This is a genomic window from Brevibacterium sp. p3-SID960, from assembly GCF_025144725.1.
Classification (GTDB): domain Bacteria; phylum Actinomycetota; class Actinomycetes; order Actinomycetales; family Brevibacteriaceae; genus Brevibacterium.
Map to the genome: position 1 here is coordinate 1 of NZ_JALXKS010000033.1, position 19,496 is coordinate 19,496.

Annotated in this window: 19 protein-coding genes and 4 tRNA genes; 6 read left to right on the forward strand and 17 right to left on the reverse strand. The window is 66.4% G+C overall.

Features of this window, described 5'->3' with window-relative positions:
- Positions 1-7 precede the first annotated feature (7 nt).
- The 5 genes from M3B11_RS10060 to M3B11_RS10080 form a co-directional block, all read right to left on the reverse strand.
- Complete coding sequence (locus tag M3B11_RS10060; RefSeq protein ID WP_259877338.1) at positions 8-1,087, reverse strand: hypothetical protein; 1,080 nt, start codon at positions 1,085-1,087, stop codon at positions 8-10.
- A 186-nt stretch (positions 1,088-1,273) separates the two neighbouring features.
- Positions 1,274-1,345: transfer RNA gene (locus tag M3B11_RS10065), tRNA-Val, on the reverse strand.
- Positions 1,346-1,396: 51 nt separating this feature from the next.
- Positions 1,397-1,468, reverse strand: a tRNA-Val gene (locus tag M3B11_RS10070).
- A gap of 21 nt (positions 1,469-1,489) precedes the next feature.
- Positions 1,490-1,560: transfer RNA gene (locus tag M3B11_RS10075), tRNA-Cys, on the reverse strand.
- Between the two features lie 24 nt (positions 1,561-1,584).
- Positions 1,585-1,657, reverse strand: a tRNA-Gly gene (locus M3B11_RS10080).
- Between the two features lie 211 nt (positions 1,658-1,868).
- Between M3B11_RS10080 and M3B11_RS10085 the strand changes: the two genes are divergently transcribed.
- Positions 1,869-2,339 (forward strand): TIGR02611 family protein, encoded by a 471-nt coding sequence (locus tag M3B11_RS10085; protein WP_259877339.1) that lies wholly within the window; start codon positions 1,869-1,871, stop codon positions 2,337-2,339.
- Between the two features lie 19 nt (positions 2,340-2,358).
- Here M3B11_RS10085 and M3B11_RS10090 read toward each other — a convergent pair whose 3' ends face one another.
- The 9 genes from M3B11_RS10090 to hrcA all read right to left on the reverse strand — a co-directional run bounded on the left by M3B11_RS10090 (position 2,359) and on the right by hrcA (position 11,189).
- Positions 2,359-3,270, reverse strand: a complete 912-nt coding sequence (locus tag M3B11_RS10090; RefSeq protein WP_259877340.1) for a PPK2 family polyphosphate kinase — start codon at positions 3,268-3,270, stop codon at positions 2,359-2,361.
- Positions 3,270-4,289, reverse strand: coding sequence for a cell division protein ZapE (gene zapE / locus M3B11_RS10095; RefSeq protein ID WP_259877341.1), 1,020 nt, complete (start codon positions 4,287-4,289; stop codon positions 3,270-3,272). The genes M3B11_RS10090 and zapE overlap by 1 nt, the downstream gene beginning before the upstream one ends.
- A 51-nt stretch (positions 4,290-4,340) precedes the next feature.
- Complete coding sequence (gene era / locus M3B11_RS10100) at positions 4,341-5,282, reverse strand: GTPase Era (protein ID WP_259877342.1); 942 nt, start codon at positions 5,280-5,282, stop codon at positions 4,341-4,343.
- Positions 5,279-6,550: a hemolysin family protein gene (locus tag M3B11_RS10105; protein ID WP_259877343.1), complete on the reverse strand. Its 1,272-nt coding sequence runs from the start codon at positions 6,548-6,550 to the stop codon at positions 5,279-5,281. Before M3B11_RS10105 ends, era begins: the two co-directional genes overlap by 4 nt.
- A gap of 5 nt (positions 6,551-6,555) precedes the next feature.
- Complete coding sequence (gene ybeY, locus M3B11_RS10110) at positions 6,556-7,035, reverse strand: rRNA maturation RNase YbeY (protein WP_259877344.1); 480 nt, start codon at positions 7,033-7,035, stop codon at positions 6,556-6,558.
- Position 7,036: 1 nt separating this feature from the next.
- The gene (locus tag M3B11_RS10115) at positions 7,037-8,035 is read right to left on the reverse strand and encodes a PhoH family protein (protein ID WP_259877345.1); all 999 of its coding nucleotides are present in this window, start codon (positions 8,033-8,035) and stop codon (positions 7,037-7,039) included.
- Positions 8,036-8,241: 206 nt separating this feature from the next.
- A complete protein-coding gene (locus M3B11_RS10120; RefSeq protein WP_259877346.1) occupies positions 8,242-9,009 on the reverse strand; it encodes a 16S rRNA (uracil(1498)-N(3))-methyltransferase in 768 nt (255 codons plus the stop codon).
- Positions 9,006-10,124, reverse strand: a complete 1,119-nt coding sequence (gene dnaJ, locus M3B11_RS10125; RefSeq protein WP_259877347.1) for a molecular chaperone DnaJ — start codon at positions 10,122-10,124, stop codon at positions 9,006-9,008. The genes M3B11_RS10120 and dnaJ overlap by 4 nt, the downstream gene beginning before the upstream one ends.
- A 54-nt stretch (positions 10,125-10,178) precedes the next feature.
- Positions 10,179-11,189, reverse strand: a complete 1,011-nt coding sequence (gene hrcA, locus M3B11_RS10130) for a heat-inducible transcriptional repressor HrcA (RefSeq protein ID WP_259877348.1) — start codon at positions 11,187-11,189, stop codon at positions 10,179-10,181.
- Between the two features lie 153 nt (positions 11,190-11,342).
- Here hrcA and M3B11_RS10135 point away from each other — a divergent pair, with 153 nt between their 5' ends.
- Positions 11,343-12,221 carry a DUF3097 domain-containing protein gene (locus tag M3B11_RS10135; protein WP_259877349.1) on the forward strand — a complete coding sequence of 293 codons (879 nt, stop codon included), beginning with the start codon at positions 11,343-11,345 and terminating at the stop codon, positions 12,219-12,221.
- 138 nt (positions 12,222-12,359) lie between these two features.
- The gene (locus M3B11_RS10140; protein ID WP_259877350.1) at positions 12,360-13,112 is read left to right on the forward strand and encodes a DUF4870 domain-containing protein; all 753 of its coding nucleotides are present in this window, start codon (positions 12,360-12,362) and stop codon (positions 13,110-13,112) included.
- Between the two features lie 49 nt (positions 13,113-13,161).
- Here M3B11_RS10140 and hemW read toward each other — a convergent pair whose 3' ends face one another.
- Together hemW and lepA are read right to left on the reverse strand one after the other, a co-directional pair.
- On the reverse strand, positions 13,162-14,391 hold the full coding sequence (gene hemW / locus M3B11_RS10145) for a radical SAM family heme chaperone HemW (RefSeq protein ID WP_259877351.1): 1,230 nt from the start codon (positions 14,389-14,391) through the stop codon (positions 13,162-13,164).
- 1 nt (position 14,392) lies between these two features.
- On the reverse strand, positions 14,393-16,255 hold the full coding sequence (lepA, locus tag M3B11_RS10150; protein ID WP_259877352.1) for a translation elongation factor 4: 1,863 nt from the start codon (positions 16,253-16,255) through the stop codon (positions 14,393-14,395).
- Between the two features lie 108 nt (positions 16,256-16,363).
- Between lepA and M3B11_RS10155 the strand changes: the two genes are divergently transcribed.
- The 3 genes from M3B11_RS10155 (at position 16,364) to rpsT (ending at position 18,402) form a co-directional block, all read left to right on the forward strand.
- The gene (locus tag M3B11_RS10155) at positions 16,364-17,158 is read left to right on the forward strand and encodes an endonuclease/exonuclease/phosphatase family protein (protein ID WP_259877353.1); all 795 of its coding nucleotides are present in this window, start codon (positions 16,364-16,366) and stop codon (positions 17,156-17,158) included.
- Between the two features lie 88 nt (positions 17,159-17,246).
- Positions 17,247-17,969 carry a hypothetical protein gene (locus M3B11_RS10160; RefSeq protein ID WP_259877354.1) on the forward strand — a complete coding sequence of 241 codons (723 nt, stop codon included), beginning with the start codon at positions 17,247-17,249 and terminating at the stop codon, positions 17,967-17,969.
- A gap of 172 nt (positions 17,970-18,141) precedes the next feature.
- Positions 18,142-18,402, forward strand: a complete 261-nt coding sequence (rpsT, locus tag M3B11_RS10165; protein ID WP_165882793.1) for a 30S ribosomal protein S20 — start codon at positions 18,142-18,144, stop codon at positions 18,400-18,402.
- 102 nt (positions 18,403-18,504) lie between these two features.
- On the opposite strand, the gene holA is transcribed toward rpsT, so the two are convergent.
- Positions 18,505-19,494 carry a DNA polymerase III subunit delta gene (gene holA / locus M3B11_RS10170; RefSeq protein WP_259877355.1) on the reverse strand — a complete coding sequence of 330 codons (990 nt, stop codon included), beginning with the start codon at positions 19,492-19,494 and terminating at the stop codon, positions 18,505-18,507.
- Between the last annotated feature and the right edge of the window lie 2 nt (positions 19,495-19,496).

Sequence of the window (19,496 nt, forward strand, 5' to 3'; positions counted from 1 at the left end):
TCTCGGATTACTTCTTCTCGAAGGTGTAGGGGGCGTTGTAGCCCTGGTCCGAGTTCGGGATGGTCACTTCGAGTTTGAGTGAGTCCAGCTCGCTGTGGGGCACCTCGTAGCCGAGAGCGAATTCTTTCTTCTCTCCGGCTGGGACGGTTGCGAAGGCGAGTCCGCCCGAGTAGTCACCGGAGAAGACGTCGTTGCAGGTTCCGCCGGAGTAGGTGCATGTGATCATCGGGAAGCCGGGGTCGAAGTCCGATCCGGAGGTGTTGTCGATGGTGTAGACGACCCGCGCGATCTCGCCGTTGGTCGCGTCAGCGCCGTAGTCGACGTTGTCCGGTCCGACGGACACGGCCAGCGTCACATCCGATGACAGGTCCACTGAGCCTTCGGTTCCCCCGCCTGCCTGCTGGGAAGGATCGCCGGTCGGCTCGGTTTCCTCGGTCGGCTGCGTTCCTTCGGTCTGGCCGGGGTCCTGGGTCGCGGAGTCGGTCGGCTGCTCGGTGGGCGACGGGTCGGTCTTCGACATGGAGTTGAGGAGGAAGACCTGCACGACGACGAGGATGACCGTGCCCAGCAGGGCCAGACCGCCGAGGATGAGCCCGGCGATGCTCATTCCGCGGTTGGTCGCCTTGTTCTGCTTTGCCGCAGACAGGCCCGTGAAGCCGAGGATGATGGCTGCGACCGCTAGGAGGAAGGCGACTCCAGCCGCGACGAAGCCGAGGACCGGGATCCACGCTCCGCCGGAGGTCAGGAACGCGATAATGCCGGCGATGAGCGCGAGGATGCCGAGGATGTTGCGGGCTTTCGAGTCGCCGCCGGATCCGTAGTCGCCGCCGTAACCGCCCCCGTACGGGTCGGCCTGGCCGCTGTAGTTCGGTGAGTACTGGTCGGCCGGGCCGGCCTCGCCGCCGGGGTAGCTGCCGGCGGCCGAGTAGTTGGGGGCCTGCTCACCGTACTGCGGCTGGGTGCCGTAGCTCGGCTGCGAACCGTACTGGGGCTGGGCGCCGTATCCGGGCTGCGAACCGTATCCGGGCTGTCCGCCCTGGCCGCTGTCGCCGTACGGATCGGAGCCGTAAGGGGGCTGAGAAGACATCGTGGCTCTCTTTTCAGGTCGAAGTAGGTAACTGCGTTCCACCCCAGCTTAACCGGCGAGCCCTGCCGTCAGCGCATAGGCACGTTGCGATCTCGTCACACGACTGTCACAGCTGGGGTTCATACGCGCGCAGCCGGACCGGGAAAAGAACGATGCCGGGCATCGCTGCCCGGCATTCTCGCTCTGTGCGCGATACTGGGATCGAACCAGTGACCTCTTCCGTGTCAGGGAAGCGCGCTACCGCTGCGCCAATCGCGCCTGTTCCACTTGCGTGGTGGCATATTCACTTGTGCATGGCGTACAACGCCGTGCGCGATACTGGGATCGAACCAGTGACCTCTTCCGTGTGAAGGAAGCGCGCTACCGCTGCGCCAATCGCGCTTGCGCCCGAGGGCGAAGCCGAGGTGGAGATGGGATTCGAACCCACGTATACGGCTTTGCAGGCCGCTGCCTCGCCTCTCGGCCACTCCACCGTGAGACGGTCTGGCCAGTCTCCGAGCGGATGACGGGACTCGAACCCGCGACCCTCACCTTGGCAAGGTGATGCTCTACCAACTGAGCCACATCCGCATGATCGCGAAGGAGTTTTCCTCGCAACGAGAAACAACTCTATCGGGTGAACTGAAAGTTGCCAAATCGCCTGACAGTGACCCTTGTCACACAACCGGGAGGGATCGTTTCGCTACGCTGTGCTGCCAGGAACGCACGCTGCTGCCAGGAACGCTCGCTGACCGGGCGCGTACCGAACACGCCGCGAGGTCTGAATCTCTACACTGGTGGCGTGACACAGCGCCATCCCCGCCCCCATGGCTGGCTGTCCCGCACGCACAAGAAGGGTCGGCCGTGGTTCCGCCGTGCCCGGCTGTCGTTCCTGCGCTGGCGCAGATTCATCATGAGCAATCCGCAGACGGCCTTCATCTACCGCTGGTTTGTCGGCTGCGTCGGCGGAACCGTCATCGTCATCGGGCTCATCCTCGTGCCGCTGCCGGGTCCTGGGTGGCTCATCGTGTTCATCGGCCTTGCGATCATCGCCTCAGAGTTCCAGTGGGCGCAGAATCTGCTGCTGTGGGGCCGGGCGGTGCTGCACAGATGGACGGAGTGGCTGCGTGCCAGTCACTGGTCTGTGTCGCTGGCGATCGCCAGTCTGACGGGAGCGTTCGTCGCGGGCGTGGTGTGGCTGGGACTGCTCATGACCGGCCTGCCGGACTGGGTTCCGGACTGGCCGGTGTTCCGATGGCTGCTGCTGCGCTGACGCCAGCCGCTGGGGGCGGTCAGTCGGAGAACTGCCTGTTGGTCTCCTTGAGGTCGCGCAGCTCCGCCTCGGGGTCGAAGTCCCCGAGGGGCCAGTCGAGATCGAGCTTCTGCAGCTCGTGGATGAGCAGGCGCACGATCGCCCAGCGCGAATACCACTTCCGGTCGGCTGGGATGACGTACCACGGAGCGTCATCGGTCGACGTGCGGTCGAGGACGTCCTGGTAAGCCTGTGTGTACTCAGACCATCGACCGCGGTCCGCAACGTCGCCGCTGCTGTACTTCCAGTGCTTGTCCACACGCCGCAGCCGGTTCTCCAGCCGTTCGGCCTGCTCTTCCTGTGAGACGGTGAGCATGCACTTGACGATATGGATGCCGGAATCGGTCAGGCTGTCTTCGAAGCCGTTGATCGTGTCGTAGCGTTCGAGCCACACCGACGGCGGGCGCAGTCTGTGCATCCGCACAGCGAGGATGTCTTCGTAATGCGATCGGTCGAACACGCCGATGTTGCCGAACTTGGGCAGCGCGCGGTAGACCCGCCACAGGAAGTGGTGTGAGGCTTCCTCCTCCGTCGGGACGCCGAAGGCTGCCACCTGCACCCCATGCGGGCTGAGCGCGCCGACGACGTGTTTGACGACTCCGCCCTTGCCGGCGGTGTCCCGGCCCTGCAGCACGACCAGCACTGCCTTGCGCAGATCGCCGGCATTGGCGTTGGCGTACAGGCGCTCCTGGAGGTCTGAGAGCAGCGCATGGTCGATCGCCTGAGCCTTCTTCCCCTCGGCTTTGTCCCCTGTAAACCCCGGGGTGGCTGAGGTGTCGATGGCTGCGAAGTCGTCGCCGGGCCTGAACCGCAGCAGTTCCGCAACCTCCGACGGTGGCGCCTGCTCGACGTTGTCGGCCAGCGGCGGCTGCTGAGCGGGTTCGAGCTTCATCATTTCTCCGTTCCGCTGGCCAGCGCTGTGAGCCGGGACAGACAGCGCAGGTACTTCTTGCGGTATCCGCCGGAGACCATGTCGGCGGTGAAGACTGCGTCGAGGCGCTGACCGCTGTTGTGAATGCTGATGCCACGGTCGTACATCCGGTCGACAAGAGCCACGAAGCGCAGCGCGACGCTTTCGCTGTCGATGGTGTGCACGTCGTCCCACAGCGCCATGTCGATCCCCTCGAGCATGCGGCCGTACCGGGACGGGTGGACGGATGACAGGTGTTCGAGCACCTCATCGAAGCCATCGCGGGCGACGGTCTTCGCGCTGGTGCCGGCGGCATAATCGTCGAGACCGGCGGAATCGACCGGTTCCGGAGGCGTGGGGCTGCCGCGGTGTCGGTAGTCCTCACCGTCGATGGTGAGTACGGCGAACTGGTCGGACAGCGCCTGGATCTCGCGCAGGAAGTCCTGGGCGGCGAAGCGCCCCTGGCCCAGAGCACCGGGCAGTGTGTTGGAGGTTGCGACGATCTTGACGCCGGCGTCGGTGAGTTCGCGCATGAGCCGTGACATCATGACGGTGTCGCCGGGGTCGTCGAGTTCGAACTCGTCGATGCAGACGAGCTTCATCTTCGAGAGTTCATCGCGGGCGCGCTGGAAGCCGAGGGCGCCGATGAGGTTGGTGTATTCGACGAAGGTGCCGAAGGCGGCCGGTTTCTCGTGAGCGTGCCAGGCTGCTGCGAGCAGGTGGGTCTTGCCGACGCCGTATCCGCCGTCGAGATAGATGCCCTTGCCGGCCTTGGGCTTGGAGCCGAAGAGCTTGGACAGGAAGCCGGCCTCCCGGCGCTGGTGGGTGAAGTCGCGCAGCTTGTCGCGGGCTTCGGACTGCGAGGGCTGCTGCGGGCCCGGCCGGTAGCTGTCGAACGACACATCCGAGAAGTGGGGCGGCGGCACGAATCCGTCGATGAGGTCTTCGGGTGCGACCTCCGGGCGGCGCTCGGTCAGCTTGATGATCTGCGGTTCACTCACAGCACATAAGTCTACAAACGTTTGACCGGCTGCGGCGGCCGACCGGGTGCGTCAGGAGAAGTCGAAGCCGAGGCGGCCGAGCTGTTTGGGGTCGCGCTGCCAGTCCTTGGCGACCTTGACGTGCAGGTCGAGGTAGATCGGCGTGCCGAGGATGGCCTCGATGCTCCTGCGGGCCGTCGTGCCGATCTCCTTGAGGCGTGCTCCCTTGCGGCCGATGACGATCGCCTTCTGGCTGGGGCGCTCGACGAACAGGTTGACGTGGACGTCCCACAGCGGTTTGTCCTCCGGCCGGTCTTCGCGCGGGCGCATCTCCTCGACCTGGACAGCCAGAGAGTGCGGCAGCTCATCGCGTACACCTTCCAGGGCCGCCTCGCGGACGAGTTCGGCGACGAGCACCGTCTCCGGTTCGTCGGTGATCTCTCCGTCGGGGTAGAGCGGCGGGGATTCGGGCAGGTGCCTGTTCAGCACTGCGTCGACTGTGTCGACCTGGAAGCCGTCGCGGGCGGAGACCGGAACGATGTCGGCGAAGTCACCGAGCTGCTCGACGGAGATGAGCTCCTCGGTCAGCCGTTCGCGGTCGACGAGGTCGGTTTTCGTCACGAGTGCCACGACCGGGGTGCGTTCGGAGACCATCTGCAGCTGTTCGGCGATGTAGCGGTCGCCTGGGCCGATGCGCTCGTTGGCCGGCAGGCAGAAGCCGATGACATCGACTTCGCTCAGCGTCGCGGCGACGAGGTCGTTGAGGCGGGCGCCGAGCAGAGTGCGGGGCCGGTGCAGGCCGGGGGTGTCGACGAGGACGAGCTGGTGGTCGTCGCGGTGGACGATGCCGCGGATCGTGTGCCGGGTGGTCTGGGGCTTCGCCGAGGTGATCGCGATCTTCGAGCCGACCAGCGCATTGGTCAGGGTGGATTTTCCGGTGTTCGGGCGGCCGACGAGGCAGGCGAAGCCAGCGCGGTATCCCTCGGGCAGATCGGTGCGGAACAGGTCGGTCATACGTCCTCAGTCTTTCGTTCCCGTCGCACGCGCACGTGGGTGATGCGGTGGCGGCGGCCCTGGCCGGGCATGGCTTCGATGTGCAGTCCGGAGATCGTCGCATGCGCCCCGGCGATCGGCACACGGTCGATCTCCTTCGACAGCAGCCCGCCGACGGTTGTGACGTCCTCATCTTCGATGCGGGTGTCGAAGAACTCAGCGAGGTCGTCGATCTGTGTGCGGGTGCTCACCACGTATTCCCCTGGTGCGGTTTCGACGATATCGTCCTCGGCGGCATCATACTCGTCTTCGATCTCGCCGACGATCTCCTCGACGATGTCCTCCATCGTGATGAGCCCGGCGGTGCCGCCGTATTCGTCGACGGCCAGCGCCACGTGGTTGCTCGCCAGCTGCATCTCGCGCATCAGCTCGTCGACCGGTTTGGTCTCGGGCACGAAGACGACCGGCCGGCAGTGCTCGGACACCGGGGCCTCGGCGTCTTCGGGATGCAGGTGCAGGCGGCGGGCGACGTCCTTGAGGTAGACCACTCCGCGCACATCGTCGAGGTCGTCGTCGATGACCGGCACCCGGCTGAAGCCTGAGCGCAGGAACAGCGCCATCGCCTTGACCAGCGGCTCGTCGGAGTCGATGGCGACGATGTCGGTGCGCGGGACCATCACCTTGTATACGCGGGTGTCGGCGAGGTTGAACACCGATTCGATCATGTCGCGCTCTTCGTCTTCGATGACGTCGACAGCCGAGGCGCGCTCGACGAGGTCGCGCAGCTGCTCTTCTGTCACGAAGGGCCCGTCGCGGAAGACCTTGTCGGGGGTGAGTACATTGCCCAGCCATACGAGGACGCGCGCCACCGGTCCGAGGGCACGGCGCAGCCCAGCGACCAGCCAGCTGGTCAGCAGGCTGACCTTCAGCGACCGGCGCCGGCCGATGGTCCTGGGGGACACGCCGGCGACGACGAAGACCGCGATCGAGGCGGTGATGACGGAGGCGAGAATGAGCTGCCAGCTGATGCCGAAGACGTGGTAGTAGGCGACTGCGACGAAGATCGTCGCAAGCGCCTCGAAGAACTGGCGGACGAAGGTCAGCACGTTGATGTGAGTGGGCAGGTCGGCCAGGATCGCAGCGGCGGTGCTGCCGCCGCGGGTGCCGTCCTCGGCGGCGTCGGAGATCTCGTGGTGGGACACGTTGGAGATCGCGGCATCGGCCGCTGCCAGCACGGCGGCGAAGGCGATGCAGATGAGGGCGAGGAGCATGAACGCGAGAATCGGCACGGCGCTCAGTCCTCAGTCGGCTCGGGTATCGTCGTACGACCGGGCTCACGCTCGGCGAACCACGTCAGCAGCAGGTGGCGCTGCAAGCCGAACATCTCTTCCTTCGCCTCGGGCTCGTGGTGGTCGTAGCCCATGAGGTGGAGCAGGCCGTGGGCGGTGAGCAGCAGGATCTCGTCGCTGAGCGAATGCCCGGCGGCTGCGGCCTGTTCGGCGGCCACGCCGGGGCAGATGACGATGTCACCGAGCATCCCGGCTTCGTCCTGGCCGGGTTTGAGTTCGTCCATCGGGAAGGACATGACGTCAGTCGGGCCGTCGAGGTTCATCCAGCGCAGATGCAGCTCGGTCATCGCCGCCTCGTCGATGAACCGGATGAACACCTCGGCTGCGGGGTTGATGTGCATGCGCTCGAGCACATGCTCAGCCAGCGCGACGACCTCCGGCAGGTCGATGTCGGCTGGGGTCTCGTTGCTGATGTCGATGGCCATCTCAGGGTCCCTTCTGGCTCGCGGGGCCGGATTCGCGCCCGGACCACAGGTCGTAGGCGTCGACGATCGCCGAGACGAGGTCGTGACGGACGACGTCCTTGCTCGTCAGGCGGCAGAACTGGATGTCGTCGACGTGGCCGAGAATGTCCTGGGCGAGCACGAGCCCGCTGCGTGCGGATCCGGGCAGGTCGACCTGGCTGGTGTCGCCGGTGACGACCATCCGGGAGCCGAAGCCCAGCCGGGTGAGGAACATCTTCATCTGCTCGAATGTCGTGTTCTGCGCTTCGTCGAGGATGATGAAGGCGTCGTTGAGCGTGCGGCCGCGCATATAGGCCAGCGGGGCGACTTCGATGGTGCCGGAGTCGAGCAGCATCTTGATCCGGTCGGGTTCGATCATGTCGTGCAGCGCGTCGTAGAGCGGGCGCACATAGGGGTCGATCTTCTCGTCGAGGGTGCCGGGCAGGAACCCGAGGTTCTCCCCCGCTTCGACGGCCGGGCGGGTGAGGATGATGCGCGAGACGGCCTTGTTCTGCAGCGCGTTGACTGCCATCGCCATCGCCAGGTAGGTCTTGCCCGTGCCGGCTGGGCCGAGTCCGAAGGTGATGGTGTGCGAGCGGATCGCGGCGACGTACTGATGCTGGCCGTAGGTCTTGGGACGCACGGTGCGTCCGCGGGAGGACAGGATGTTCTCGCTCAGCACGCGGGCCGGGCTGCCGGCTTCCGGCTCCATGGTGTGCACCCGGCGCACCGCATCGGGTTCGATGATGTGACCGGCGGCCACGAGCGCCTTGAGCTCGCCGATCGTCGTCACAAGCGAGCCGACGGCTGCTTCGGGGCCCGACAGCGTCATCTCGTGCTGGCGGCAGTGGATGTCGACTTCGGGGGCGAGTTCCTCAAGGGTCCGCAGATTGACCTCGGCGGGCCCGAACAGGGCGACCGGGTCGATGTTCTCCGGGATCGTCAGGTGCACGCGGGTGTGCGCTGTCTCGGCCTCGTGCATGTCTTCGGGTGCCGGTGTGTTCTGGGGCTCCAGCTCAGATCCTCTTCTCAGGTTGTGTGTGGGGTGTTCTGGCGTGCGGCGTCTCATGGGCAACTCTAGCGCGTCGGTGCCCAGCCCGCCTGGCTTCTCCAGCGGCCGAGAGCGGCCTGGCCTCGCCAGCGGCCGAGGGCTGCCTGGCCTCACCAGCGGCCGAGGGCTGCCTGGCCTCACCAGCGGCCGAGCGCTGCCTGGCAGAGTCCGAGGGCAACCGGCCCGGCGGTCGAGGCGCGCAGCACGCTGGCACCGAGCACCGCCGTCTGTGCGCCGGCTGCGGTGAGTGCGCTGACCTCGGCTTCGGAGATCCCGCCCTCGGGTCCGACGACGAGCACGATCCGTTCGATGCCGTGCGGTGCGGCTGCCAGACGGCCGGCCAGTGTGCGCAGCTGTGCGGTCAGCGGCTGGCTGGCGTCTTCGTGCAGCACGAAGACGGCATCGGCATCCGTCAATGCGTGCGCCAGTCCGCTGCCGCGGACGAGTTCGCCGACGGCGGGGACGAAGGCGCGGCGGGACTGCTCGGCAGCCGCCGCCGAAGTGTGGCGCCACTTGGCGATCGACTTGCCGGCTTTGGCCGCCGGCCATCTGACGATCGAGCGCTGCGCCTCCCACGGGATGACGGCATCGACGCCGACCTCCACGGCCGCTTCGACGGCGGCGAGGTCACGGCCGGATTTCGCCAGGGCCTGCACGAGCACGAGCTGCGGCGACACAGGCTCTTCGACGGTGACGTCGCTGACCGCCACGCGCAGTCCGTCGCGGGCGGCGGAGGTGATGCTGCCTGTGATGCGCAGACCGCCACCGTCGCTGAGCTGCAGCTCGTCGCCTGGCTGCATCCGGCGGACGGTGACGACATGATGGGCCACCGCCGCGGGTGCGGTGAGCTCGCCCTGCGCGCCGGGGTGGGTGATGTCCGGGTCGATGAAGACCGGCAGGGTCATCGCCCGGCGAACCTCTCGCGGAACCGGCGGAAGGCGCTGCGTTCGTCGGCCTTGCCGACGGTGGCCTCCGGTTGGGTCTCATCGCGCAGCCGGGCGAGCTCTTCGAGCAGCTCGGTCTGCTTGGCGTCGAGCTTCTTCGGGGTGGCGACGTTGATCGTGATGATGAGATCGCCGCGGCTCTCGTGGCGCAGCCGCTTGGCGCCGAGGCCGGCGAGCTTCTGGGTGGTGCCCGACTGGGTGCCGGCGGGGATCTCGACGTCCTGAGCGCCGTCGAAGGTGTCGAGCGTGACGGTCGCTCCGAGTGCGGCGGCGGTCATCGGCACCTCGATGGTGCAGCGCAGGTTGTCGCCATCGCGTTCGAAGGAGGCGTGCTCGCCGACGGTGACCTCGATGAACAGGTCACCGGGAGGCCCTCCGCCGGGTCCGACCTCGCCTCGGCCGGCGAGTTGGATTCGGGTGCCGGTCGACACCCCGGCCGGGATCCGGAAGCTCAGAGTCCGTTCGACGCGGACGCGTCCGTCGCCGTGGCAGGAGGTGCAGGGGTCGGTGATGCGGGTGCCGTAGCCACCGCAGTTGTTGCAGGTCTGGTTCGTCACCATCTGCCCGAGCAGGGTGCGAGTCATCTGCTGCACCGAGCCGGTGCCGTGGCACAGCGAGCAGGTCTCGACCGAGGTGCCGGGCCGGCTGCCCTCACCCTGGCAGGTCTCGCACACCTCGGCGGTGGCGATGTCGATCTCCTCGGTGCCGCCGAAGGCCGCGGTCTGCAGGTCGATCTCGATGCCGATGAGCGCGTCCTTGCCGCGGCGCTTGCGCGAGGCCGGCTGCTGGGGCGAACCGCCCATGCCGCCGCCGAAGAACGTCTCGAACAGGTCGGAGAACCCGCCGAAGTTCGCCCCGCCGAAGCCCTGACCGTACTCTGAGCCGCCCATGTCGTAGTTCCGGCGCTTCTCCGGGTCCGACAGCACCTCATAGGCGACGGCGACCTGCTTGAACTCGTCCTCGCGGCCGGGGTTGACGTCGGGATGGAGTTCGCGCGCCAGCTTGCGGTAGGCCTTCTTGATGTCGGCCGTCGAGGCGTCCTTCGGCACGCCGAGCGTTTCATAGTGGTTGGTCACGTTCGTCCTTTGATCGATTGAGGCGATTCGCGGGTCGGTTGTCTGGCGGTCCGGTCAGTCGTTGAGGATGACCGAAACGTATTTCGCCACAGCTCGCACTGCGGCCATCGTCGTCGGGTAGTCCATGCGGGTCGGGCCGAGCACCGCCAGGCTGGCCGCGGAGTCCTGCGCCCCGTAGCTGGTGGCCACGACCGAGGTCGACGAGAAGGACTCGACGGTGTTCTCGCTGCCGATGCGCACGCTGACCTCGTCGGTCTCCGCGGCGATCGAGGTGAGCAGCTTGAGCAGCACGACCTGTTCTTCGAAGGCTTCGAGCAGCGGGCCGATGTGGGCGCCGAGCTCACGGGCCGAGCGGGCGAGGTTGGCGGTGCCGGCCATCACGAGCCGGTCCTGGCGGCCGACCTGGCTGAGGCTTGTCAGGGCGGTGGCCACGGCGCGAGCGGCATGCTGATGCTCCGGCGGAACATCGATGCGCTCACAGGCCCGCTTGACGGCGTCCATGCGCACGTTGTGCACGGCAGCGCTGATCCGGTCGCGGAGGCTGGCGACCTCCTCGTCGGTCAGTTCGCTGCCGGCGTCGATGAGACGCTGTTCGACCTGCCCGGCGTCACTGATGAGCACCACGAGCAGCCGGTGGGAGGCGATCGAGACGAGCTCGACGTGGCGCACCCGGGTCTGCCGGGCGATCGGGTACTGCACGACGGCCACCTGCTGGGTCAGACTGGCCAGCAACCGGACGGTGCGATCTAGCATCTCGTCGATGTCGAGGGGCTCTTCGAGGATCCGGGCGATCGCCCGCTTCTCGGCTGCCGAGAGCGGCTTGACCTCGTCGATCCGGTCGACGAAGCGCCGGTAGCCCTTGTCGGTGGGCACACGCCCGGCCGAGGTGTGGGGCTGGGCGATGAGGCCTTCGCTTTCGAGCGCAGCCATGTCGTTGCGGATGGTCGCTGAGGACACACCGAGCTGGTGGCGTTCGACGAGCGCCTTCGAACCGACCGGCTCGTTGGTCGCGACATAGTCTTCGACGATGGCGCGCAGCACGCGCGTCCGGCGATCATCGTTCACGTGGCCTCGACCTCCTCCTCACTCGTGTCCGGCCCACTCGCCCGCACCCACGCGAGCTGGCACTCAGTCAATGAGAGTGCCAATCAAGTGTACGCCTCGCCGATGGTCTGCCCAAACAGGGCCATATCGAACAGGCGCACGTACCCTGGTCGTGTGACTTTCTACGATCCCTATGGAGCCGATGTGCTCGCCGAATCCTCCCCGCGCGCCCACCGCCGTCCACGCTCCGCTGAGGTGCCCGCCCAGCGCGGGCTTGTCGTCGAGGACGTCGAGACCGGATACGTCGGGGCGATCACCGGCCTGGAGAAGACCACCGCCGGCTACGTCATGCGTCTGGAGGACCGCCACGGACGCACCCGGCTCGCCCCCTTGGGCCCGGGATACTGGGTCGACGGCAAACCGGTGACGATCACCCGCCCGCAGGCCAGCCGCCCGGCCGCCCCGGCGCGCACCGCCTCCGGATCGGTGGCGCGGCCCGAGCAGCGAGCCCGGGTCGCCCGCGGCTCCCGCATCTGGGTGGAGGGCAAGCACGACGCCGAGCTGGTGGAGAAGATCTGGGGCGATGACCTGCGCGGTGAGGGTGTCGTCGTCGAACCGCTCGGTGGTCTCGATGTGCTGACGGACAAGCTCGCCGAGTTCGGGCCCGACCGCCGGCATCGCGTCGGGGTGCTCGCCGACCACCTCGTAACCGGCACCAAGGAATCCCGCATCGCTGCGGCGGTGCTCGCCGATGAGCGTTTCGCCGGAGTCGTGCACATCATCGGCCACCCCTATATCGACATCTGGCAGGCAGTGAAACCGGCCACTGTCGGGATTCGGGCGTGGCCCCAGGTCCCGCGCGGTGAGGACTTCAAGGTCGGGACGCTGCGACGGCTCGGCTGGCCGGCCCGAGATCAGCGCGACATTGCCCTGGGCTGGCAGCGGATTCTGCGCTCGGTGACGACGATCGCCGACGTCGAACCGACCCTGTCGGGCCGAGTTGAGGAACTCATCGACTTCGTCACCGTCGACCACCTCTACGGGCAGGTGTGAGCGAGCACGGCACCTATGTCAGACTGTTGCCGCATCCGCGCGGCGTTTCCGTGTGGCAGGACTGCATCATCGCGCTGTGACGGCACACGCGCACCTCGACTACCGTAGAGCGCAGAACACTTCTCTGAAAGGACAGCCATGAGCTCCGAATACAACCCCCAAGGCGGCTACGGCTCACAGCCCGGCGGTCAGCCCGGCTACGGCTCACAGCCCGGCGGTCAGCCCGGATACGGCTCACAGCCCGGCGGTCAGCCCGGAAACGGCTCACAGCCGGGCGGATACCAGCAGTCCGGATACGGCTCGCAGCCATCAGGCCACCCCGGACATGGCACCCAGCCGGGCGATTATCAGCAGCATGATGGCTACGGCGCCCAGCCGGGTGCACACGGTCAGCCCGGTGCCTACGGTCAGCCGGGCCCTCAGCCGCAGCGGCCGACGGCACCGAACGGCCAGCCGATCGGTAGTTCGACTTTGGCCGGCGTACCGCTGCGCGGACCCCACCCGGAAGGTGCCTACCAGCAGGGTTCGGCAGGCTATTGGCACGCCGATCAGGACGAACGGCAGATGGCGATGTGGAACGGTATCGGCATCCTGCTGCTCGGCTGGATAATGCCGCTGATCTTCTTCATCATCTACAAGGATCGCAGCGCCTTCGTCCGCGAACACGCACGGCAGATGCTGAATACGAACATCTCCTACACGCTCTACCTCATCGGCCTCGGGATTGTCTTCTTCATCATCACGATCGTGACACTCGGTTTCGGAGCGATCATCTACGTGCTGTACTTCGTCCCGGTGATCGCGCTGTATGTGTTCGCGATCATCTCTGCCGTGCGCGGCAACAACGGTGAGGGCTATCGTGCGCCGCTCACCATCGACATGGTCAAGTGACCAGCAGCCGCGCGTGAGTCTGTGAGGCCGGTCCCGCTGGGGGCCGGCCTCACAGCGTTTCGGTGATCCGGCGGACCATGAGGTCGCACAGCAGCCGGCCCTGAAGCGTCGGGCTGAAGATCCCGCGTTCGAAGGCACCGGCCTCCAGCAGCCCGGCGCGGGCGAACTCGGCAGCCTCGACCTGGCCGGCAGCCGGCAGGCTCCCGATCGCCAGGCCTTCGCGCAACCGGGCAGTGAGCATGATCCGCTCCAGCTCCTGCACATCACCATCGAGGATCTCCCGACCGATGACCGGGCTGTGCCCGGCCAGCAGCCGATCAGCCCAGGCACGGGGATGCTTCGCATTCCACATCCGCACGCCGCCGAGGTGGGAGTGGGCGCCGGGCCCGAATCCCCACCAGTCATCGCCGCGCCAGTAAGCGAGGTTGTGCCGGCACCGGGTCTCTGACCCGGTGGAGAAATTGCTCACCTCGTACCACTGGTAGCCGGCACTGCCCAGCAGCCGGTCGGCGAGCTCGTACTTGTCAGCGGCATCATCGTCAGAGGGCATCGGCAGCCGGCCGCGCCGGATCTGGGCGGCCATCTTGGTGCCGTCTTCGATGATGAGCGAGTATGCGGAGACGTGGTCGGGTGCGCAGGCGATCGCCTGCTCCAGTGAAGCGCGCCAGTCAGCAAGGCTCTCCCCCGGTGTGCCGTAGATGAGATCGAGGCTGACTTGCAGGCCGGCCTCCTTGACCCAGCTGACGACCTGCGGGATCCGCGCGGCATCGTGTGTGCGGTCCAGAATGGCCAGCACCTCGGGAACGGCCGACTGCATGCCGAGGGAGACGCGCGTGAATCCGGCCGTTGCCAGGGTCGCGAGGTAGTCCGGGCTCAGCGTGTCCGGATTCGCCTCGGTCGTGACTTCAGCATCGGCAGCGAGCCGGAAGCGGCCCCGCACATCCATGAGCACCCCGGCGAGCACCTCTGCGGGCAGCAGGGTCGGGGTGCCGCCACCGAAGAAGACCGTCGAGACCTCGCGGTCGGGAAGACCGGCCCGGTCAAACGACGCGGAAACGAAGTCGAGTTCGGCTGCGAGCATAGGGCGGTAGTCGCTGCGCGAGGCACCAGGTCCGAGCTCATCAGCGGTATAGGTGTTGAAGTCGCAGTACCCGCACCGCACCCGGCAGTACGGAACATGGATGTAGAGGCTCAGGCCGCGATCGTCGGCGCCGACGACCGCACTGGCCGGCAGGCTGCCGTCGAGCGGTGCCGACTGGCCCGCAGGCTGGGCTGGCATATCAGTTCTTCTTCGCCCCGTCGCCGTCCGAGGACAGAGCAGCGATGAAGGCATCCTGGGGCACCTCGACGGTGCCGACCATCTTCATGCGCTTCTTGCCTTCCTTCTGCTTCTCCAGCAGCTTGCGCTTACGGCTGATGTCGCCGCCGTAGCACTTCGAGAGCACGTCCTTCCGGATCGCCCGGATCGTCTCACGGGCGATGATCCGCGAGCCGATCGCGGCTTGGACCGGCACCTCGAACTGCTGGCGCGGGATCAGCTCCTTGAGCTTCGAGGCCATCTTCACGCCGTAGCTGTATGCCTCATCGCGGTGGACGATCGCCGAGAACGCATCAACGGTGTCGCCGTGCAGCAGGATGTCGACCTTGACGAGGTTGGCGGCCTGCTGACCGTCGGGCTCGTAGTCCAGCGACGCGTAGCCCTTCGTGCGGGATTTCAGCTGGTCGAAGAAGTCGAAGACGATCTCACCGAGCGGGATCCGGTAGCGCAGCTCGACGCGATCCTCGGACAGGTAGTCCATGCCGTTCATCTGCCCGCGTTTGGCCTGACACAGCTCCATGACCGGGCCGACGAAGTCGCTGGGGGTCAGCACGGTGGCGCGCACCATCGGCTCGTGCACCTCAGCGATTTTGCCCTCCGGATACTCCGAGGGGTTCGTCACAGTGTGCTCGGTGCCGTCTTCCATCCGCACTTCGTACACGACGGAGGGTGCGGTCGAGATGAGATCGAGATCGAATTCGCGTTCGAGGCGCTCGCGCACGATCTCCAGGTGCAGCAGGCCGAGAAAGCCGCAGCGGAAGCCGAAGCCGAGGGCTGCAGAGGTCTCCGGCTCGTATGTGAGGGCGGCGTCGTTGAGCTTGAGTTTGTCGAGTGCCTCACGCAGATCCGGGTACTGGGATCCGTCGATCGGGAACAGCCCGGAGAACACCATCGGCTTGGGATCCTGGTACCCGGCAAGCGGTTCGGTTGCGGGGTTGTGGGCGGTGGTGACGGTGTCGCCGACACGGGACTGCCGGACGTCCTTGACGCCGGTGATGAGGTAGCCGACCTCACCTGCCCGCAGGCCCTTCGACGGGTGCGGTTCCGGTGAGGACACCCCGATCTCCAGCAGCTCGTGGGTGGCGTGTGTGGAGATCATCTCGATCTTGTCGCGCGGGCGCAGGCTGCCGTCGACGACACGGACGTAGGTCACGACACCGCGGTAGGTGTCGTAGACGGAGTCGAAGATCATCGCCCGGGTCGGACCGTCCAGATCGCCTTCCGGAGCGGGAATGTCGGTGATGATGCGGTCGAGGACCTCCTCGACGCCTTCGCCGGTCTTGCCGGAGACGAGCAGGCAGTCCTCTGGTTCGCAGCCGATGAGACCTGCGAGCTCGTCGGCGTACTTGTCCGGCTGGGCGGCCGGCAGGTCGATTTTGTTGAGCACCGGGATGATCGTAAGGTCGTTCTCCAGCGCCAGGTACAGGTTCGCCAGCGTCTGGGCTTCGATGCCCTGGGCGGCGTCGACGAGCAGCAGCGCGCCTTCGCAGGCGGCCAGCGAGCGGGACACCTCGTAGGTGAAATCGACGTGGCCGGGCGTGTCGATCATGTTGAGGGCGTAGGGCGCGCCGTCGACCTCCCACGGCATGCGCACAGCCTGGGACTTGATGGTGATGCCGCGTTCGCGTTCGATATCCATCCGGTCGAGGTACTGGGCGCGCATATCGCGCGGCTGCACCACCCCGGTGATCTGCAGCATCCGGTCGGCCAGTGTCGATTTGCCGTGATCGATGTGGGCGATGATGCAGAAGTTGCGGATGAGCTCCTGCGGGGTCGCCGCTACCTGGATGCGTGCTGCGGCGTCATCACTGACCTTTGGTGTCATGAACGTCGACGTCCCTTTCGTGTACGAGCGAACCTCCATTGTTCCATGACCGCGTGCCTGGCACCGAACTCACCTCAGGCGGTAGTGGCCGGTTCGTAGAATGAGGCCATGCTTCTGCGTCCTCGCGATCCTGACCAGCTTTCAGTCATGTCCTTCAACCTGCGCTATCCGGCCCTGGATGGACAGCCGTGGCGCAGGCGGCTGCCGCAGGCGGCAGCGGTCATCCGGCAGGAGCGCCCACACCTCATCGGCACCCAGGAGGGGATGCTGCGCCAGCTCACCGGGCTCATCGATGCGCTGCCGGATCGCTATCAGTGGCTTGGCGAGGGACGCGAAGGCGGCGATGCCGGCGAGTTCACTGCCGTCATCTACGATTCGCGTCGCCTGGAGATCACCCACCAGGACGTGTCGTGGCTGTCGGAGCGACCGCATGTGCCCGGTTCGAAATCGTGGGGCGCCCGCTATCCGCGCACGATGACCGTCGTCGATGCCGTCGACACACGCACGCGCACCCCGCTGCGATTCATCAACGTCCACCTCGACCATCGGTCCGATCACGCCCAGGTCAGCTCCGCAGCTCTCATCCTGGAGAAGATCCGGGAGGCGGGAACGGAAGCGGTGCTCATCGGCGACTTCAACGCCTATAAGGACCGGGCCGTCTACTGCACCCTGATGGATTCCGGACTGCTGACCGATGCGGTGGTCTCCTGTCCATCGGACACGTGCGAGATCAACACGTTCCACGGCTACCGCGGTCCGCGCCGCGACGGGCAGCATATGGACTGGATTCTGCACACTGCTGGGCTGCGCACCTGCGCCACCGGTGTCAACATCTTCGGCCGCGGCGTACAGTACCCCTCCGACCATTTCCCACTCCAAGCCCTCCTGCAGCACGGCGCGTGAGGGCTGCAGCCCACCTCGATGCCGGGGGTCTTCGCTGACCTCACATCCCGGTCACAACCTCCCGGGGAACTGCAGCTAGGCTGTGGGCATGGACTTCAAGGCACTTGCCCGCCAGGCTGTCAACCGTGGTGTGCGCGGTGGGGTCGGCTTTGTCAGCCGCAAACTGGCCGATCCGCGCACGCGCCAGGCGATCGGCGACGTCATCGGCGGTAAGGAACCGGCCACCGTGCTGCGGGAGTACCGCGATTCGGGCCGCGCCGAACGCACCGATCGTGCCCGCCGGGAGCGCCACCAGGCACCTCGAAAACGGAAGAAGAAGGGCAGCGACCCGCGCAGCGAATATGCACCTGCTGAGAAGGCACAGCGGCAACGGCCCAAGCAGAGCTTCCCGCGGCGACCCTCCGGCGGGTACCCCGGTGACTATACCGGCCCGATCCGGCCGGTCTACACCCCCGATCTCGACGGCGATGCTGATCCGGGTGAGATCGTGTGGGCGTGGGTGCCTTATGAAGAGGATCCGTCCAAGGGCAAGGACCGTCCGGTGCTCATCATCGGCCGGGAGGGCCGGTGGCTGCTCGGGCTCATGCTCACCAGCAAGGACAATGTTCCCGGTGCGGTCGGCGACGTTCATGAGACCGAACATGCCCGCTACATCAACATCGGAACCGGTGAGTGGGACCACGCAGGCCGATCCTCGGAGATCCGGCTCGACCGGATCGTCCGGATCGAAGACGGTGCGGTGCGTCGGGAGGGCGCGATCATGCCGATGGGGCTGTTCTCCCGCGTCGTCGACGAAGTGCGAAACGCTTAGTGCTCGTGTAGGATCTGTCGCTGTATGTTCACCGTTGGTGTGTGTCTCACCAGTGGTCGGGTGAATGTACACTCGCGGCTCTGGCAGCCTCTGTGTTTCCCCGCAGTGCTGTGGCGAGCAGTGAGTAGCCCTCACGACCATGAACAGTGACGAACACGAAAGAGTGTTGGATTTGGCAAACATCAAGTCTCAGATCAAGCGGAACCTGACGAACGAGAAAGCTCGCCAGCGCAACCGCATTGTGCGCACCGAGGTGAAGACCGCTGTGCGCGCCGTGCGTGAGCAGGTCGAGGCCGGCAACGCTGACGAAGCGAAGGCCGCTTTCCAGAAGGCTTCCCGCAAGCTGGACAAGGCTGTGTCGAAGGGTGTGCTGCACCGCAACAACGCGGCCAACCGCAAGTCGAAGCTTGCCAAGAAGGTCAACGCGCTCTGATGCGCTGACCGCACTGGCTGAGGGCCGGGGGTCCGATTCGGATCCCCGGCCCTCATTCGTGTGCCTGGGCCTTCACTGCTGCCCTGCCGGCAGCGGGCCGGCTCAGCGCACCCGCGACTGCTGGCAGATGAAGGTCACGAGCCGCTCGAGCGCGTAGACGGGGTCACGCCCGCCGCCCTTGACGGCATAGTCGGCATCGGCGACTTCGATGAGGACGCGTCCGAGTGCGACATCGTTCCAGGAGCGCATCTCACGTCTGGCCCGATCGACCTGCCAGGGCGCCATCTTCAGCTCAGAGGCCAGCTGCTGCGAACTGCCTGAGATGCCTTCGACACGGGCCATATTGCGCACCTTCATCGCGATCGCTGCGACCAGCGGCACCGGGTCTGTGCCGGTGGCCAGAGCGTGGCGCAGCAGGGTCAGCGACTCCGCCGTCCGCCCGGCGACGGCGGCATCGGCGACTTTGAATCCGGTCGCTTCGACCCGGCCCCCGTAGTAGGCGTCGACGGTGTGTTCGGTGATCGGCCCCTCGGTATCGGCCAGCAGCTGTTCGATTCCGGCGTTGAGTTCGGAGAGGTCGGCTCCCAGCGCGTCCATGAGCGAGGCAAGCGCAGTGGAGGAGATCTCGCGTTTGGCGGCAGCAAACTGCTGCTGGGCGAACGCCTGCTTGTCGCTGTCGCTCTTGAGCGCCTGCGCATCGACGCGCGGATAGCCGGCCTTGTCGATGGCGGTCAGCAGCTTGGAGCCGCGATTGCCTCCCGCATGTTTGAGCACGAGAACGGCGTCTTCATTGACCTCTGCGACGTAGTCGAGCGCGTCGGCGAGGAAGGCGTCGTTCATCTGCGCCACACCGTCGACGATCACGAGTTTGCGTTCGGAGAACAAGCTGGCACCGGCCACCAGATCGAGGGATCCCGGTTCGTATCCGGCGGCATCGAGATAGGAGGTCTCCAGGTCAGCGGATTTCTGACAGGCGGCCACGATCCGGTCCTGGGCCTTGCGGATGAGCACCGCTTCGGGTCCGGAGATCACGACGACCGGGGCGGGCTTGGCCCGGTAGTACGGGATGAGGGTCTTCTTCTTCGCTGCCACGC